Here is a 16,388-nt window from a genome sequence, read left to right as displayed (position 1 = left end):
ATACAATGAATCCTATCGGCCTGATATCGATGCAATATGCCCGGCCCTTTGCCGCCGAGCATTTTCCCCTCTTCACTCGCATGAAGGAACTCGGCTACGACTTCGTCGAGCTCCTGGTGCCCGAGCCCGGGGAAATGGACCTGGCGGCGGCCCGTGCGGCCCTCGCCGACGCGGGTCTTGGAGTGGTGTTGGCGGCTCGCGTCAATCTGCAGCGCAACCTGTCCTCGGAGGACGCAGACAGCCACCGGGCCGGCATCGACTATTTGAAATATGCCGCCGACTGCGCGGCCGCGCTCGGCGCGACAGTGGTGGGGGGCCCGCTGACAGGCAATCCGCTCGTCTTTGCCGGCCGTGCCCCCCAGCCGGTGTCCGAGACCGAGCGCCTCGCCCGAAAGCAGCGTTGTGTCGTCGGCCTGAGGGAAGCAGGCGATCATGCCGCACGCCTTGGCGTTACCCTCGCCGTCGAGCCCCTGAACCGTTTCGAAAGCGACGTGCTGTGCACCACGCAGCAGGCGATGGAATTGCTCCATGCCATCGACCATGTCGCTGTGCGGTTGATGCTCGACACGTTCCACATGCATATGGAGGAAGCCTCCGTCTCGGAAGCCATTCGCCTTGCCGGATCTCTTCTCGTGCATTTCCAGGCCAATGAGAACCATCGCGGGTTTCCGGGAACGGGCGCCACGGACTGGGTCGACGTCTGCCGCGCCCTTCACGACATCGACTATAGCGGCCCCATCTCACTCGAACCCTTCCGGCGCAACGATGATCGTTTCGGCGTGCCCCTGGCACAATGGCGCGCGCCACATGAGGACGAGAGCGAACGCCTCGCCGCCTCAGCCTCCTTCATCCGCTCCCATATCTCGCTGACGGAATTTCGCAGATGACCTTGAATATCGGCTGGATCGGCTGTGGCGTGCACGCCACCCAGATGCTGTTGCCCCAGCTCGCACGCCACGACGTCAAAATCGCAGCCCTTTGCGACATCGACGGCAAGCGCCTGGCCGATGCCGGCCGCCAATTCGGCGTTTCGACGCTCCTCACCGACGCAACGGAGTTGATCCGCACGCCCGGCATCGATGCCGTCGGCATGGCCGTCGGCCCCGACCAGCACCTTTCCTTCGGCAAGGCTGCGCTGGAACACGGACTGCCCGTTTTCATGGAAAAGCCTCCCTCAGGCTCGGCCGAGGGGGCTCGCCTATTGCGTCAAGCATCCGAAAAGGCTGGCAAGCCCCTGCTTGTTGGCTTCATGAAACGCTATTCAGTAGGGAACAAGATTGCACATAACATCTTGAAATCCGGCCGTTTCGGCCCCGTTCTTGGTCTCACCGGCTACTACATGACGGCGCCCGGCTATTTCGCCGGCAGCGTCGATTACACCGGCTTTTTCCTGCATCATTGTGTGCATTACATGGATCTAGTCTCCCACCTCGTCTCGCCCGTCAGCGCCCTGACAGCACGCAAAGTGGAGAAGACGCCGGGTCGGGTACTGTTCCACATTGCTCTGGACTTCGATTGCGGCGCCATCGGCACCGTAGCAATGGGCACGATCCAGTCCCGGGGCACGCCAGTCGAGCGGATCGATGTCATGGGAGATCATCAACGTTTGGAGATCGAAGATGTGGTGGAGGTGCGTTGGCACCGAGATCCCCCTTTCAAGGCAGCCGATGCAGCGGCAACCCTCACCGACACCCAGGACAGCCTGACCTGGAAACCCAATTTCACTGCAGCCGCCAACGAGGATTTCAAGGGATACCATGCCCTCCTTGCTGACGTTGTCCCAGGGCTCAAGGGGGAAAACACGCCTGCTCCGACCATCCACGACGGCGTTGTTGCGATGGAACGGCTGGAAGCTCTCCGCAAAGCCCTCGATCTTTGACATCGAGAACAGATCTGGAATGCAATCCTTGGAGGCTTCGTCCTGCGGCGGTGCGGATGCGGACAACTTCGAGCCAAGTGCTCATCGCCGCTCTCGCTCAAGAAAATATCAATGCATCTGCGGAAATTGCAGTCTTGCCCGTCCCCAGCAGGACGATGGCGACGATTTCCGGCCCACAATTGCGCATCCTGTTCCGGAAGGCTTAATACCAGAAAGTGTGGCTAAGTCGTGGCTGTCTGGTAGGTGATCGATCCTGGCAGGTCCTCGCCAATCTCTTGTCGTAGCTTTGGCTTCTTGGCCAGCCGACAACCGAACTCGATAACGAAGGAATCCAACTTCTCGCCAAGTTTTGCGCGAGTGGCTTACGCAGTAGACTCCGGCAAAGCCGGTGTTGTGGCCGGCCAGAAGCGCATGAAAATTGCGGGCGACTCGACTGCGATTCCGAGATCGCGCCTAAACCGCACTCTGTGATGATCGAGCCGGTCGAGCCGTTTGGTGATCGCCGCCCCTTGCCACGAGTGAGCGTTATTGACCACGCAGCAAAGCACGCTCGGCGAGCCTGCTCATGACGAGCCAGGTTCTGCGTACCGGCGCGGGGCCATTTGATTCATGTCAAAGCAGCTGTGACCGCATGGCCTATAAGTGAAGATTGCGCCGTCGCTGTGCACTGCGACCCTTTAATTGACCCAGCACTCCGACAACTGATTCATTCTGAATGTGGAGTGGCTTCATTGAAAAATAAAAAAGACAAATTCGTACGAAATGACCAGCCAAAAAATACTGACATGTGCGTTGCTTCGACGACATATTACAAGCAACGCCTGGATATTTCTCACGAAATACAGAGCGACGACACAGAAGAAACCCGCGAAGAAACGGTCAGCATTAAAATTGCCGATGTGGCACCGTGCAAGCGAACGAGAGCCCAAAAGGCTTCCCTACGAACACGGCCGGTCGGGAGAAGGCGCTTATCCCGACCGTCCTCCTAGGGTGCCTTGTTGCGCACTTGCAACAAGCAAAAAAGCAGGAAATGGGGCGTTGGCGGAGGTCAAGGCATTCCCGCCACGGAGCGTCGATCCCTCGCGATCCGCAACCTGATTTAGATCAATATGCCCGTATCGATATTCTGGCAAATGAGAAGCAGCGGCGGGCTTATGCGTTATGGCACGTTGAACTCGCCCGGCCCCTCCGGGGAATCGGGCTTTCTGAGAGCCGATCCGGGCCGGCCTGCCGGCTGGCCCGGTCATTCCAATCCTGGACGGACGATCATGAAACAATTCACTTTTGCGCCCTGCCAATTCCCAGAATGTCGAGGCCATCGACCAAACGATCCGCCTGTTGTCGGAGAGCCTGAACCGGGCACGCAAGCCGGATGAAAAACGCGTCGTGGAGGCGGTGTTTGCCGCTTTGCGGGCCGCCAAGGGCGCACACCAGCACCTGAACTTGTTGCCGGCATGCACAGGAGGGCGTGACGTGGCTGAATACAATGCCGTCCTTAAGGACGCTGATGGCAGCGATACTGCCAGTGACCGGATCGAGGGCCTTCCCGCTGTGAAGAAGCGCGCTCGGCGCCTGTTCAGCAACGAATTTGCCCAATTTCTCGGAACCACGCACGAGTGCGTTTGATTGTGTCGTTCGCTATGTCGACTTGATCTGTAAGGGCTATCGAAGCGCTGAGTGCTGGCGCGAAATGGCAAGACAGCCCCCCCAAGGCCACTTAGATGGGGCAAATCGAAAACTAAGGGGCGATCTCGTTGGACGGAAGAATTCATCGGTCTGCTTTAGGCCATCTGCCGTTTTTTATCACCGCACCTGGCGAAACCGACGTCCTGTTCAGCGGGATGGTCGTCGTCATGCTGGTGTTAATCCTCGTCATTGGCAACCTCTACTTCCAGCTCCATGCCCTTCCCGAACGGATGGCGCACAGAACCAACTTAGTCCAAATGGAAGTTGTTGCCGTTCTGGTTTTGATTTCTCTTTTCACGCACAACCATTTTTTCTGGATCGCCGGCTTGTTGCTGGCTCTCATCCGTATTCCCGACTTCTCTACCCCGCTCGCATCCATCGCGGGCTCTCTTGCAAAGATCGCCGAACAACACGACGAACATCAGGAAAATCCAACCCCTGTTCGTGATTCATTAGGCCGCGCCACCCCGAACCGCCCAGCCGAATTGCCCCTTCGCTCAGCATCTGACCTGAATCCTAATCACGACGAGCATGACCCTGCGCCCGAAGGAGTGCCTAACGCACCTCCGTTGAACAAAGGAAACTAAACGGTGTTTGAGCTATTGCTGTGCTCGATGTTGACGATTCTTCCCGATTATCTAGTTCGCCGCTATGTCCAGAACAAGCGTATTGGTCGTGACATTACTATCTATTCTGTTTGGTACGAATTGCGATGGGGGATCAGCGCCTGTGTGATTCTGACGGTTTTATTAATCACACTGATCTTCTACTTCCATCCTTCGACCAAGTACGCCACCACCATTTACCGCACCGTCTCAATTCTACCGGAAGGAAACGGAAGAGTAGCGAAGGTGTTTGTCAACACCAATGAAAAGGTCCTGGCCGGAGATCCGCTGTTTCAGCTCGATGACTCAGATCAGAAAGCCGCTGTGGAGGCTGCCAAGCGCAGGATCGCTGAAATCGATGCTCAGATAATTGTAACTTCGACCAAACTAGGAGCTGCAGACGGGACAATTCAGCAGGCGCAAGGAGCTTATCAGCAAGCTTTTGACGAACTGAAGACAAAGCAGGAGCTCATGCGACGCAATGCCGATGTAGTCGCCGTACGAGAAATTGAACGCCTGCAGGTTTCCGTTGAGGGCTTAAGGGGGTCAGCCGATGCCGCCAAAGCGAATAAGCAGACCCTCCAAGCACAGATATCCACGCTTCTGCCAGCGCAAAAGGCCAGTAGCGAGGCAGCCTTGGCGCAGGCACAGGTTGAGTTGGACAAGAAACTCGTGCGCGCTGGCATCGCAGGCACTCTGCAGCAATTCACGTTACGACCGGGTGACGTGGTAACAACGTTTCGACCGGCAGGTATTCTGGTGCCGGCCGGAGCAGGACGGACTGCGCTCGTAGCTGGGTTTGATCAGATCGAGGCTCAAGTACTGAAGGTCGGCATGATCGCCGAAGCGACCTGTATAGGTAAACCCTTCGCTATTATTCCAATGGAAGTAACCTTGGTTCAAGATGTCGTCGCTACCGGACAATTTCGTCCCACAGACCAGCTGATCGACGTCCAGAAGGTAGGGCCACCGGGTTCCATCACTGCTTATCTGGAACCGCTTTATGCCGAGCAATTAGAAGACGTACCGCCCGGTGGCAGCTGCATAGCCAATGTCTATACTAACAATCATGACGCGTTAGCCGCGCAAGACATCAGCTCGGGACGTTGGCTCTTTCTCCATATCGTTGACACGGTCGGTCTGGTACACGCCATGATCCTGCGGATCCAAGCCATGCTTCTGCCCGTGCAAACCTTGGTTGTGAGTGGTGGGCATTAATAACAAAGGACCGGCAGAGGCGTATTGCGGCAATGCAGTTGTCCGCTAGCGAACGTTTAGGAATAGAGCCGTTCGATATTAAGACATCGGATTTACGATCGGCTCGAAGAGAGACTTCAGGGGAGATTCATCGTCTCCATTGGCAAAATGACGTTGCGGCAGGGCCGGAGTTCTTTTGTGATTCGAGTGCAACGGTGACATGGTAGCCGGCCGGACAGATCGGGTGATCACCCCGACGACGCGAAGCTCCACCCAGATCATGGAGTGCCACGATTGCGGGCTTCTGCATGACGTGCCGCCGCTCCAGGACGGCATGCGCGCGCGCTGCTCGCGCTGCGGCGCCACGATGGAGCATTATCGCGCCATCTCGCTGAGCCACGCCTACGCCTATAGCTGGGCCGGTGCCATCTGTTTTGCCATGGCCAATTTCCTGCCCTTCATCAAGCTCGAAATATCCGGGCGCGCGCAGGTGGCCAGCCTCGTCACCGGCATCAAGGCGCTCTACGACCAGGGATTGTGGGAACTGGGAATCGTCGTCGCCTTCACCATGCTGGTGGCGCCGGGCCTGCAGATTCTCGCCCGCCTCACGGTCCTGACCGGGCTGAGGATGCGGCGCCCGCCGCGCTGGCTGCCGCTCGTCCATCGCGGCGCCAGTTTCGTCGGCCGCTGGGCGATGATCGAAGTCTATATGCTCGGCCTTCTCGTCGCCTATGTGAAGCTGATCGATCTCGCACACGTCGATCTCGGCCCCGCCGTGTTCGCCGTGGTGGCGCTGATGCTGGTGACGGTGGCGACCGGCTCCCTCCTGGACGACGAAACCATCTGGCGCAGCTTTGCGCGCAAGGGCGTGGCTCCCCATCCTCCCCGGGTGGATCCGAGCCGCCCGACCGCCCTGTGCGAATCCTGCTGGCTCGTGTCGAACCTGCCCGCTTCCGGCCATGACGCGGCCTGTCCACGCTGTTCGGCGCCCCTGCATCAACGCAAGCCCAACAGCCTCACCAGAACCTGGGCCCTGCTGATCACCGCCGCCATCCTCTACATACCGGCCAATCTCTTCCCGATCATGACGGTGATCTCGCTCGGGCATGGCGAGCCCGATACCATCATCAGCGGTGTCATCGCCCTGGCCGATGCCGGTTTGTGGCCACTGGCCGCCCTGGTCTTCTTCGCCTCGATCCTGGTTCCCGTGCTCAAATTGGCGGGCCTGACGATGCTGCTGATCACCACCCAGCGCGGCTCGACCTGGCGTCTGCAGGACAGGACGGTGCTCTACCGGATCATCGAGTTCGTGGGACGCTGGTCGATGATCGACATCTTCATGATCTCGATCCTGGTCGCCCTGGTGCAGCTGGGCGAGATCGCCACCATCGAGCCCGGCATCGGGGCGATCGCCTTTGCCAGCGTGGTGATCATCACCATGATCGCCTCCGAATCATTCGACCCACGGCTGATGTGGGATGTCTTGCGCCGCGACACAGGGAAGAAGGGCCATTGACCGACTCCGACGCCTCCAAGAACGGCAGTGACACGGCCACGCCGGATATCGATCCGCCGCGCCGTCGCCGCCTGTCCGCGATCTGGCTGATCCCGATCGTGGCGGCCGGGATCGCGCTCTATCTGGGCTGGGTCACGCTGTCGGAGAAGGGGCCCGTGATCACCATCACCATGCGCACGGCGGAAGGGCTGGAGCCGGGCAAGACCCAGATCCGCTACAAGGCCATCGTCTTCGGCACGGTGAAGAGCGTCGCGCTTGCGCCGGACGGCAGCCACGTCATCGTCGCCGCCGATATGACCAAGCAGGCCGAACCGCTGATGCGCGAGGGCACGCTGTTCTGGGTCGTCAGGCCGCGCCTGTCGGCCAGTTCCGGTATTTCCGGCCTGTCGACCATCATCTCCGGCGTCTATATCGAGTTCGATCCCGGCAAGGCCGGCACGACAGCCGACAGCTTCGCCGGCCTCGAGCTGCCTCCCGTCATTCCCACCGACGCGCCCGGAACGGAATTTGCCCTGAAGACCACGCAGATCGGTTCGATCAGCGCGGGATCGCCGATCTTCCATCGCGGCCTCGAAGTCGGTCAGGTCCTCGGCTACGATTCCTCCAACCTCGCCGACGGCATCACCATCCGCGCCTTCGTCAGGGATCCCTATGACAAGGAAGTGCGCACCAGTACCAATTTCTGGAATGCCTCCGGGGTCTCCCTCACCACCGGTCCCCAGGGCTTTCGGCTCCAGCTCGATTCCATCCAGGCCCTGCTCGCGGGCGGCATCGCCTTCGATACGCCGGCCGACGTGCTTTCGAACGAGCGCGCCGCTCCCAAGACGGCTTTCACCCTCTACCGGGACCAGGCCAGTGCCGACGAGGCCAAATATACCGTTCGCCTGCGCTATCTGGTCTATTTCGATTCCTCCGTGGGCGGCCTTGCCGCCGGCTCCAACGTGGAGTGGCACGGCCTCAAGATCGGGGAGGTCATCAATGTCAGCCTACAATACAACATCGGCAAGAACACGCCGCGCGCGCCGGTGCTGATCGAAATCGAGCCGCAGCGCATCCAGATCGTCGGCGCGGACGGCCCGATCAATCCCGAAACCGTGCTGAAATCGCTGGTCGCCAAGGGCCTGCGCGCCGAGATCAAGACCAGCAATTACCTGACTGGCCAGAGCGTGGTGTCGCTCGACATCGACCCCAAGGCCGGGCCAGCGCAATTGGACACCAGTGACACCTATCCGGTGATCCCCACCAGTCCGAACCAGTTCGACTCCGCCCTGCGTTCGGTCAACGACATCCTCGACCGCATCTCGAAACTGCCGCTGGACAAACTGGTGGTCCAGGCCAACGACACCATGAAGTCGTTCCAGGACCTTGCCGCCGGACCGGAGATCAAGGAATCGCTGCGCTCGCTCGCCGGCGCCCTCACCTCGGCGCGGGAGCTGATCGACAAGGCCAAGACCGATCTCGCCCCGGCAATGCAGAGGCTGCAGCCGGTGCTCGACACCGCCCAGCAGTCGATGAAACGCATCAATTCCACCCTGGGCTCTTTCGACCAGGGCTATGGCAGCTCGTCCAGCTTCAAGCGCGACCTCACGCGCCTGATGTCGCAGGTCGACGATGCCGTGCGGTCCATTCGCGTGCTCACCGACTATATGCAGCAGCACCCCGAATCCCTGATCCGGGGCAAGACCAGAGGAAGCAACTGATGCCGTTCTCCTCCTTCCGTCGTTCTGGACGCATCGCGGCCCTCACGGGCCTGGGCCTGGCTCTCTGCCTGCTCGCAGCCTGCGCATCGCCCGAGGCCAAGATCTACACCCTGGCCTCCCAGGGCGGACAACGGGTGGCGGGCCGGCCCGTCTCGCTGTCGATCGAAACGGTGGATGTCGCCAAATATCTCGACCGTCCGCAACTGGTGCGCCGCTCCGGCGACGTCCAGCTCGGCGTCTCCGAGTTCGAACGCTGGGGCGAGCCGATGGGCTCCATGGTGCAGCGCGTGCTCGCCGAGAATTTGCGCCGGCGCCTGCCCGCCGGCTCGCTGGTAACCACCAGCCAGACCGTGTCGGGCAAGGAAGCGGCGACGCTGGAGCTTTCGGTCAGCCGTTTCGACACCAATGCCGAGGGCGTGGTCATGCTGCAGGCGCAATGGCGGCTGCATTACCGCAATGGCGGACGCAGTGCCGCCGCCCAGGCCAGCATCGCCGTGCCCCCGGCCGATACCGGAGCACCCGCCCAGGTCGAGGCGATGAGCTCGGCCCTCGACCAGCTCGCCGGCCACATCGCCGCCAAGCTAGGGCGGGAACAAGAACTGCTCCGCCCGATACGCTCTCATCGGCGATTTTAGTTTTCCGGACGCAATTAAACTACCCCGCATAAGCGAGGTTGGTCCAACCCTACGCCCCGCCAATGCCTGGGCTACCAAACCCCGGCCGAGGTCTTCCGCCGCAAGCTGATGGCAGCCTGCCGATGAACGCGCTATCTTTCGCCTGCTTGCAAGTCGCGCTTCAACGAGAACTCACACGCAACAGGCTTTAGGCTCAGGCCTCATTGATTGAGCCGGCAGGTGACCGTCGCCGCGATGCAGATGGCGGACAAGAATGTAAGCGCGCAGCGATCATAACGGGTGTGGATGCGGCGCCAGTCCTTGAGTTTGCCGAACATAATCTCAATCTTGTGGCGCTGGCGGTAGAGCGCGGTGTTGTGCGGGGGATCGGCATCTTCCGATTTATCTTTGACGGAATGCAAGCGGCAATCTTGCGCTCCGCGAGCGCTGCGCGGAACCAGTCGGCATCCTAGCCTCTGTCACCAAGCAGGGCCTTGGCCCGGGGCAAGGCGTCGAGCATGAACGCGGCACCTTTGATGATCCGACGATCACCGACGCGAGACACCCCGTGCGAAAGAGGAAAATACGGCTCAATCCGGTGCATCTGCCCTTCCCGACTAGCGTTGATCGCAGGTACTCCGAGTCAGAAATTTCGATGATTCCACGTCACTGCAATTAGAGACGGGTAGGGTGCGGTCAGAGAAGGGACAAACATGTGAGTTCTAAGAAGTCGCAAAATTTCTCGCACGTGAGTAAGCCATCGAGTATACGATTCGTGATTCGAATGAATTGTCATAAGCTTTGAAGAACGGAGGAATATTGTCGTGAAAGTGACCAGAGCTGCTACGAAAATCTTTACACTTGCTACCTTCCTAGCGGTGATTGGATTGGCTCAAACGGCATCTGCCCAAACACAAGTCGAGGCTGCTTCGACCGCCCCCCTGGCCACGGGTTTGACCAATGGCGGGGCCGCCGAAGCTCAGGTGATCGAGGCAGTCCGGCACGGCGACATCCTGACGATCAAGCTGCGCTTCAAGCCTCTCGTGGCGGACAAGCTGGAGCGGATCTATGATTCGATCAGCCGGGACGCCTATGAGAACAGCTTCTATGTTCTTGCCGGGAACAAGAAGCATCTGCTGCTGACAGACAACAATGACCAGCCACTGACAAATCCCAATCTGATCATCAAAACCAGCAAGGATTCTCTGATCGCAGGCTCCTGGCACGGCCGGTTTCCCGCTCCACCAAAAGACGTCACCGAAGTGTCGTTGACGATCCCAGGTGTCGAGACGCTCGACGCAATCAAGCTCACTGATCGATAACGATGGGCGGCCTAAGCAAGTATGCCCTCGTGCTGGGCATGATGGTGGCTGGCACAAGCAACTCTTCCGCGGAAGATCCCTCGTACAAGCGTGATATCCGAGATCTCAAGGCTACGATTCTGGATCTCCAGGGCGTGCCGTCCGATCTCAAGGGCCTGCCGTCCGATCTCAATAATGCTGTGTTGGATCTGTCTGCGAAAGCCGACAGGCTCGCCGCTCAACACAGCGGTCTTGCTGTGCGGCAAGAGGCGAAAACCGTCACAGTTTCCATGAAAGGCGATATCCTGTTCGATTTCGACAAGGCCACCATACAGCCGGCCGCCGAACCGACGCTTGCCGATATCGCCCGCCTGATTGCATCCATTCCCACCGGCATAGTCGTTGTCGAGGGCCACACCGATTCCAAAGGCTCGGCCCGATATAATCAGGGCCTGTCTCTCCAGCGGGCGAACGCCGTCGCGAAATGGCTCGTGAAACATGGAGTAGAGAAGGCAAGATTGTCGGCAAAGGCTTTCGGCGACAGCCGCCCGATCGCTGCGAATACGCTGGATAATAGCACGGACAACCCGGATGGGCGCGCGTTGAACCGGCGCGTCGAGTTCGTTTTGCCGAGACTGTAACGCATGGAAATCTCCGGGCCGATGATCCCTCTTCGGCCTGTCGCCTCAATTTTTTTGCCCAAGGCTCGAGGGGCAATGTCATGTAAGAGTTTGGTCGGTGTGAGGTCGGGGATGACGACCATTTCCCATGCCGGCCGTTCCCGCCCCCTATTATCCAGCATGCAGCTCGGTTGTATCCGTGCTCCACGCTGAGCCAACGTGACATCGAGGTATTCCTGGCGAGTGCTGGCGGTTTGGCTGTCCTCTCGTCCCGGAGAGATCGACAGTTCCGACCCTTGCCCGCTCGCTATTCCTCTTGTGCGTGGCGGGCATTTTTTTGACGAACTGCCGCTGCGGCATTCTGGACTTGCGCGCGGGCCTCGCTACATTTCCGCGTTGGAAGAGCCATCATTGCGCTCGTTTTTGTGTGGGGTGGTTGAAATGCATGGATCGCCAGAAACGCATGATCGCCTTGAAGCGGTGGCGGCAAAGATCCCCGTATTCTGCAGGTTCGAGAGAAGCTATGATCTACATCTGATCGAAGTGAACGTGAGCCGCATCTGCTATGTCGAAGGCAACGACGGCGACACTTCGACGATATACTTCGACAAGGAGCACTTCGTGGTCGTGCGCGGCAGCGCGGAGCAGATCCGAACGCAGATCGAGTTCGAGATATTCCAGTCGCAGATCGTACCCCCGAGGCGCGGCCTCGATTGAAAGGATCGAACCGCCTGGGCTCGAACGGCAAGTTGCAAAAACGAGACTTTCGGTTGCCTGGCAAGGTGCCTTGTCAGTCAGGTCGCGCAACATGATGTCGTGGATCTGCTGAATCAAAAGCCTGATGATCTGCTCAACAGTGCAGAAGTCAGGCACAGGCGCCGCAATAAAGAGCGTGACTGGCTGCGCCCATGAACGTTTCCACGAAATGCGCGCTGCCAGGATCGCCTTGCGAACAGCGGCCGAAGGGGCATGAAGGCTCGTAGCATATGAGTCCAGGTTGAACTACGATCCCAGATAATCCGATCCAGAAAATGCGATGGTCTCAAGCCCAAGCCCGGACAATCTCGATCCGCTACGCTAGGCTCGAGTCCCTCAGATCTGGCGGGCTTTGCGGTTGGCGTAACGGCGGTCCCGTTCAGCCTTACGGGCTGCTTCGTCCTCGATGACACGGGAGATGCGCGTCTTGGCAGCCAGTTCGCGAGCGTCTGCCTCAGCGCTCGCGGCCGCCATAGCTATCGCACTGCGCTGCGCAATCTCTGCTTCGAGCCGGGCTTGTTCAGCCAGCTTGATCTGCTCGCGTTCGACGCGTCGCAACTCGCGGGCTTCGGCGATCGCAATTCGTTCCGCCTGCCTGGTCTCACGGCTTGGCGCGGCAGCCTCCTTGGCGGCGCGATAGCCCTGCAGGAGAGCTGCTTTTGCGTCGATAGCCCTGCTGCGACGGTCAGAAAATTCGTCGTTTCTGATGTTTCTCAAATCTCTATTCCAATTGAACTGCGTTGCTGACTGAAGTCAGGACTTTCTGGTTCGTTTCGAGGCTGGCTTGGCAACCAATTCGATGCCGTCCTGCAATTGCCTGGCAAGACGCGCTTCCCGCAGCCTCAGGATTTTTTCATCCCGGGCAACCGTTATCGAATCGAGCTCCTCGAAAGCGCGCCCGCGCGCGAAGAACTGCGACTGTGTTTTGCCGAAGGCAACCTCGGCTTGTTGACGCGGTTTGGTGTAGTCCCCGATCATCTCTATCCTCGTGATGGGTGCTCTCCAGGAGAGCCGCAACAAAAAAGGTCAGGCAAATTGCCTGACCTCACTTGGTCTCATGCTTTCGGCAGTGCCAGTACATCCGTGGTCAAGCGAAAGCAGATCCCGGATCGATTAGGCCGCCTGCAGATTGCAGGCCGACATCTTGCCCGACTTATTGTCGCGCTCCAGATCGTAGCGGATTTTCTGGCCTTCGACGATTTCGCGCATGCCAGCGCGCTCGACAGCCGAGATGTGGACAAAAGCATCTGGACCGGCGCTGTCAGGCTGAATGAAGCCGAAACCTTTAGTGGAATTAAACCATTTGACTGTGCCAGTGGTCATGAAAAACCCCTCCATAGCAAGATTAATGATCGCAGCGTTTGAGAGCCGCGGATGGTGATAACGATGCTTTAAAGGGAGGTTCGTTCAGAACGCGGGGCCAACCGCGTAAAATCAAAACTCGGCAAGAAAATATCGATATCGAAAAAATACGAACCTTGAGTCTTATTGTCAACCTTTAGTTTTCAGCGCCAGCTGTCTTCATCACGATTCGATCAATTACTGAAGATCAATCTGCATCTCCGTCCAAATCATTTCAGAAATTTCGACAGAATATTCCCGGAATTGAAAATAATCCTGGTGAACCGGGCTGGCGACATGGATGCAGTTCGCGCCAACGCCACTGGCAGTCAGACCGTTCGTGCGAGCTGGGTAGCTCCCGGCTCGAGCGGTCTCCCGATCCTCTATATTACGGCTCACCGGATGTGAGTTGCAGATCATCGACCTTGCGCCAGGACAGCTGGTTCGATCGCGGTCTCTTCGAGGGCGATAATATGAATGACATAACCTAAATGACGGCGGCTTTCGGAAGCGACCTCGCGCGCCTTCAACGGCTGACATGGGGCGCATTGCGGACAGTCGAATGCCGACCCAGAAGCGGACTGGCGCCACCGGTGCTGACTGTTCGAAAAACCGACATCATGGACGCCTATGGGCAGTCCATGATTATGCTGTCCATGCGCCAGCGGTTAGCGCCGGAATGTCAGGTGAATGGTGCCGCTCTCTGCCGTTTCTGACTCTGCCGTGTAGCCAAGTTCGAAGCCTCGCAGGTCGTCCCAGAGGCGGATGCCGCGTCCGAGCAGGATCGGGACGATGGCGACGTGGAGACGGTCGACGAGCCCCGTCTTGAGGAAATCGCGGGTGGTGCTGGCTCCGCCGCCAACCCGCACGTCCTTTCCACCCGCGACGGCAACAGCCTGCCGGAGCGCCTCGACCGGTGTGGCGTCGAGGAAATGGAATGTCGTGCCGCCGGCCATTTCGATCGAGGGCAGCTTCCTGTGGGTCAGGACGAAGACTGGGACGCGGAACGGTGGCTCGTCGCCCCACCACCCCTTCCAGTTCGGGTCATCGGGGAAGCTGTGCAGTCCGAACATGCCGGCGCCCATGATCTCCGCACCTATATTGTCGAAATACGCCCTGGCATATCTGTCGTCGACGCCGGTCGTACCTTCACCGCTGGTGTCCTTGAACGCGCGCTCACGCATCGTCCTTGTCGCGATATATGCGCCGACGAGGCGCATCCAGTCGGCGCCCATCGGCTGCTCGGGCGTCTGGTCCGTCGTTGTCGCGAAACCGTCGAGTGAGATGTTGAAATCGACACGAACTACCACCGGGGCCTCCCTGCGTGTGGTTGCATACTCGCCCTGCACGGGCCAAATACTAAGGCAAGTACCTTTATGTTCGAACAGAGACACTAAGGCAAGTGCCTTTTTGTCATTGACCGGTGCCCGCGACCATTTTACGGATGCACATGCCCTATCATTCGACCCCCCTCGACCTTGCCTTTCATGCTCTCAGCGATCCGACCCGCCGCGCGGTGGTGTCGCGGCTTGCCGAGGGTGAGGTGCCGGTCAGCGTCCTGGCCGAGCCGTTCGACATGGCGCTGCCCTCGTTCGCCCAGCATCTCAGGGTGTTGGAAGATTGCGGGCTGATCGCCAGCGAAAAGCGCGGGCGCAGCCGCTGGTGCCGGCTGGTGCGGCCGCGCTTCGACGAGGCGGCGAACTGGATGGAAGCGGAGCGCCAGCGCTGGGCCGAACGGCTGGACCGACTGGAAGTCTATCTGGACAAGACGGAAGAGGACGAGGAAGGACATGGCAAGCCAGTTTGAGACTTGGTCGCTTGATCGCGAGATCGTGCTGGTCAAGCTACTGAACTACCCGCGCGCCAAGGTCTTTGCCGCTTGGATGGATCCCAAGGCACTCGCCCAATGGTTCGGCCCGACCGCCCTCAATATCGAGAACCACAAAGCCGATATCCGCGAGGGCGGGTTCTGGCGTTTCGATATGGTTGGCATGTTCGAGGGCAAGGAGCAGCGCTTCCCCAACCTCATGCGTTTCCTGGAAATCGTGCCGAACGAGCGGATCGTGATGGACCATGGCACGCCCGACCCGGACGACCCTAATCGTTTTCGCGTCACGGTGACCTTCGACGAACAGGCCGATGGCAAGACGGTGCTGACCATGCGCCAGCTCCACCCCAGCCGCGAACGGCGTCAGGTGGTCATCGGCTTCGGCGCGGTGGAATACGGACTGCAGACGCTGGACGGCCTCGCTGCGTGGCTGGACGGGCGAGCAAAAGCTTAGGCGACTAATCGCGCAGCGGCTTTCAGGGGTTACGACCAACGCGTCGAATGGCTGAGACGGGGCGCGTTCCGGACACTCGAATGCGGGGTCGACAGCGGACGATCCGGTTTCAACCAACTTTTGCGGTCAGCTGTCGTTCCGAAATCGACCCACATTCGGTCATCGCGCTTGTTAACGCCGCCTCCCACAAGAGAGCCGACCTCGTCGTAGGGGATTTGGTCAGAGTCAGATCTTCAAAAATCGAAAGGCGAAGCGATCAGTCTCGCCTTTGATCGAGGGATCGAAAACCTTGATCGAGTGCGAGTCGTCCTTGTTCGCGAGGATGGAGCTTTGCGCGTCCAATACGAAGCCGGCCGCCTCCACCTCCTTGCGGACGGACGCAGGGTCGATCCGATGCAGCGCTTGGGTGTTGCTCGTACCCGTCCCCGCTGCGGCGGCGTGGTCGACGATGACGTAGTACCCACCCGGCTTAAGCCGCTCGTAGACGGCCCGATTGAAGTCGGATGCGGTCGCGCCTCTGGCCTGGATGAGAGCGGTGTGGAGATCGTGGTAGAACAGGTGCAGCCACAGGACATTCGCGGGCGGGGTGACCTCCGGCATTGCCACGAGGTCCGCCGATACGGCTTCGACGTTCTCTCGGCCCGGCTCCTTCGCGAGCGTCCGCATGCGGCCGACCGGATCGTTCTTGAAGTGGGCGACTTCGGCCGGCACGAAGCTGTAGACCCGACCTTGGGGTCCCACGACCCCGGAGAACAGGCGCGTCCAGTCGCCGTCGCCCGGGTAAACGTCGATGACGGTGGAACCCGCATCGATGCGGGCGAACCGGGTCAGTTCGGATAGCTTCGATTGGTCGTACATCGGAATCTCCCTTACGGTTAGGTATTTGATGGG

The 16,388-nt window shown here is 59.4% G+C and carries 19 protein-coding genes; 13 read left to right on the top strand and 6 right to left on the bottom strand.

Annotated elements, in window-relative coordinates:
* Positions 1–5 precede the first annotated feature (5 nt).
* The 8 genes from ACR9ZN_RS01140 (at position 6) to ACR9ZN_RS01105 (ending at position 9,218) form a co-directional block, all read left to right on the top strand.
* The gene (locus ACR9ZN_RS01140; protein ID WP_454818534.1) at positions 6–887 is read left to right on the top strand and encodes a sugar phosphate isomerase/epimerase family protein; all 882 of its coding nucleotides are present in this window, start codon (positions 6–8) and stop codon (positions 885–887) included.
* Positions 884–1,879 carry a Gfo/Idh/MocA family protein gene (locus ACR9ZN_RS01135; protein WP_454818536.1) on the top strand — a complete coding sequence of 332 codons (996 nt, stop codon included), beginning with the start codon at positions 884–886 and terminating at the stop codon, positions 1,877–1,879. The genes ACR9ZN_RS01140 and ACR9ZN_RS01135 overlap by 4 nt, the downstream gene beginning before the upstream one ends.
* 1,284 nt (positions 1,880–3,163) lie before the next feature.
* A complete protein-coding gene (locus ACR9ZN_RS01130; protein WP_481271089.1) occupies positions 3,164–3,505 on the top strand; it encodes a hypothetical protein in 342 nt (113 codons plus the stop codon).
* A 128-nt stretch (positions 3,506–3,633) separates the two neighbouring features.
* Positions 3,634–4,152 (top strand): hypothetical protein, encoded by a 519-nt coding sequence (locus tag ACR9ZN_RS01125; protein ID WP_481271088.1) that lies wholly within the window; start codon positions 3,634–3,636, stop codon positions 4,150–4,152.
* A gap of 27 nt (positions 4,153–4,179) precedes the next feature.
* The gene (locus ACR9ZN_RS01120) at positions 4,180–5,388 is read left to right on the top strand and encodes an HlyD family secretion protein (RefSeq protein WP_481271929.1); all 1,209 of its coding nucleotides are present in this window, start codon (positions 4,180–4,182) and stop codon (positions 5,386–5,388) included.
* 223 nt (positions 5,389–5,611) lie between these two features.
* Positions 5,612–6,883 (top strand): paraquat-inducible protein A, encoded by a 1,272-nt coding sequence (locus ACR9ZN_RS01115; RefSeq protein ID WP_481271086.1) that lies wholly within the window; start codon positions 5,612–5,614, stop codon positions 6,881–6,883.
* Positions 6,880–8,583 (top strand): PqiB family protein, encoded by a 1,704-nt coding sequence (locus ACR9ZN_RS01110; protein ID WP_481271085.1) that lies wholly within the window; start codon positions 6,880–6,882, stop codon positions 8,581–8,583. The genes ACR9ZN_RS01115 and ACR9ZN_RS01110 overlap by 4 nt, the downstream gene beginning before the upstream one ends.
* On the top strand, positions 8,583–9,218 hold the full coding sequence (locus ACR9ZN_RS01105) for a PqiC family protein (RefSeq protein WP_481271083.1): 636 nt from the start codon (positions 8,583–8,585) through the stop codon (positions 9,216–9,218). The genes ACR9ZN_RS01110 and ACR9ZN_RS01105 overlap by 1 nt, the downstream gene beginning before the upstream one ends.
* Positions 9,219–9,418: 200 nt before the next feature.
* On the opposite strand, the gene ACR9ZN_RS01100 is transcribed toward ACR9ZN_RS01105, so the two are convergent.
* The gene (locus ACR9ZN_RS01100) at positions 9,419–9,619 is read right to left on the bottom strand and encodes a transposase (protein ID WP_481271082.1); all 201 of its coding nucleotides are present in this window, start codon (positions 9,617–9,619) and stop codon (positions 9,419–9,421) included.
* Positions 9,620–10,021: 402 nt separating this feature from the next.
* Here ACR9ZN_RS01100 and ACR9ZN_RS01095 point away from each other — a divergent pair, with 402 nt between their 5' ends.
* From ACR9ZN_RS01095 to ACR9ZN_RS01085, 3 genes are all read left to right on the top strand, one after another.
* Positions 10,022–10,519, top strand: coding sequence for a hypothetical protein (locus ACR9ZN_RS01095; protein WP_454818546.1), 498 nt, complete (start codon positions 10,022–10,024; stop codon positions 10,517–10,519).
* A 2-nt stretch (positions 10,520–10,521) separates the two neighbouring features.
* Complete coding sequence (locus ACR9ZN_RS01090; protein ID WP_481271081.1) at positions 10,522–11,139, top strand: OmpA family protein; 618 nt, start codon at positions 10,522–10,524, stop codon at positions 11,137–11,139.
* Between the two features lie 222 nt (positions 11,140–11,361).
* On the top strand, positions 11,362–11,835 hold the full coding sequence (locus ACR9ZN_RS01085) for a hypothetical protein (protein WP_481271080.1): 474 nt from the start codon (positions 11,362–11,364) through the stop codon (positions 11,833–11,835).
* Between the two features lie 375 nt (positions 11,836–12,210).
* Here the strand turns inward: ACR9ZN_RS01085 and ACR9ZN_RS01080 are convergent, their stop codons facing one another.
* The 4 genes from ACR9ZN_RS01080 to ACR9ZN_RS01065 form a co-directional block, all read right to left on the bottom strand.
* The gene (locus ACR9ZN_RS01080) at positions 12,211–12,591 is read right to left on the bottom strand and encodes a DUF6481 family protein (RefSeq protein WP_434961188.1); all 381 of its coding nucleotides are present in this window, start codon (positions 12,589–12,591) and stop codon (positions 12,211–12,213) included.
* Positions 12,592–12,627: 36 nt separating this feature from the next.
* Positions 12,628–12,852, bottom strand: a complete 225-nt coding sequence (locus tag ACR9ZN_RS01075; protein ID WP_434961189.1) for a hypothetical protein — start codon at positions 12,850–12,852, stop codon at positions 12,628–12,630.
* 135 nt (positions 12,853–12,987) lie between these two features.
* Complete coding sequence (locus ACR9ZN_RS01070) at positions 12,988–13,197, bottom strand: cold-shock protein (protein ID WP_434961190.1); 210 nt, start codon at positions 13,195–13,197, stop codon at positions 12,988–12,990.
* Positions 13,198–13,883: 686 nt separating this feature from the next.
* Positions 13,884–14,525, bottom strand: a complete 642-nt coding sequence (locus ACR9ZN_RS01065) for a dihydrofolate reductase family protein (protein WP_481271079.1) — start codon at positions 14,523–14,525, stop codon at positions 13,884–13,886.
* A 140-nt stretch (positions 14,526–14,665) separates the two neighbouring features.
* Between ACR9ZN_RS01065 and ACR9ZN_RS01060 the strand changes: the two genes are divergently transcribed.
* Entirely contained in the window at positions 14,666–15,022 is a 357-nt protein-coding gene (locus ACR9ZN_RS01060) for an ArsR/SmtB family transcription factor (RefSeq protein ID WP_481271078.1), read from the top strand.
* A complete protein-coding gene (locus ACR9ZN_RS01055) occupies positions 15,006–15,497 on the top strand; it encodes an SRPBCC family protein (RefSeq protein WP_481271077.1) in 492 nt (163 codons plus the stop codon). Before ACR9ZN_RS01060 ends, ACR9ZN_RS01055 begins: the two co-directional genes overlap by 17 nt.
* A 225-nt stretch (positions 15,498–15,722) precedes the next feature.
* On the opposite strand, the gene ACR9ZN_RS01050 is transcribed toward ACR9ZN_RS01055, so the two are convergent.
* Positions 15,723–16,355 (bottom strand): class I SAM-dependent methyltransferase, encoded by a 633-nt coding sequence (locus ACR9ZN_RS01050; RefSeq protein ID WP_481271076.1) that lies wholly within the window; start codon positions 16,353–16,355, stop codon positions 15,723–15,725.
* Positions 16,356–16,388: the final 33 nt, after the last annotated feature.

The sequence above is a fragment of the Labrys sp. HAY1-8F genome, assembly GCF_056754975.1.
This window is presented reverse-complemented; position numbering and strand designations above follow the sequence as displayed.

Coding starts and splice junctions, on each gene's coding strand:
- ACR9ZN_RS01140 (WP_454818534.1), top strand. CDS start 6: ATGAATCCTATCGGCCTGATATCGATGCAATATGCCCGGCCCTTTGCC.
- ACR9ZN_RS01135 (WP_454818536.1), top strand. CDS start 884: ATGACCTTGAATATCGGCTGGATCGGCTGTGGCGTGCACGCCACCCAG.
- ACR9ZN_RS01120 (WP_481271929.1), top strand. CDS start 4,180: ATGTTGACGATTCTTCCCGATTATCTAGTTCGCCGCTATGTCCAGAAC.
- ACR9ZN_RS01105 (WP_481271083.1), top strand. CDS start 8,583: ATGCCGTTCTCCTCCTTCCGTCGTTCTGGACGCATCGCGGCCCTCACG.
- ACR9ZN_RS01090 (WP_481271081.1), top strand. CDS start 10,522: ATGGGCGGCCTAAGCAAGTATGCCCTCGTGCTGGGCATGATGGTGGCT.
- ACR9ZN_RS01075 (WP_434961189.1), bottom strand. CDS start 12,852: ATGATCGGGGACTACACCAAACCGCGTCAACAAGCCGAGGTTGCCTTC.
- ACR9ZN_RS01070 (WP_434961190.1), bottom strand. CDS start 13,197: ATGACCACTGGCACAGTCAAATGGTTTAATTCCACTAAAGGTTTCGGC.
- ACR9ZN_RS01060 (WP_481271078.1), top strand. CDS start 14,666: ATGCCCTATCATTCGACCCCCCTCGACCTTGCCTTTCATGCTCTCAGC.
- ACR9ZN_RS01055 (WP_481271077.1), top strand. CDS start 15,006: ATGGCAAGCCAGTTTGAGACTTGGTCGCTTGATCGCGAGATCGTGCTG.
- ACR9ZN_RS01050 (WP_481271076.1), bottom strand. CDS start 16,355: ATGTACGACCAATCGAAGCTATCCGAACTGACCCGGTTCGCCCGCATC.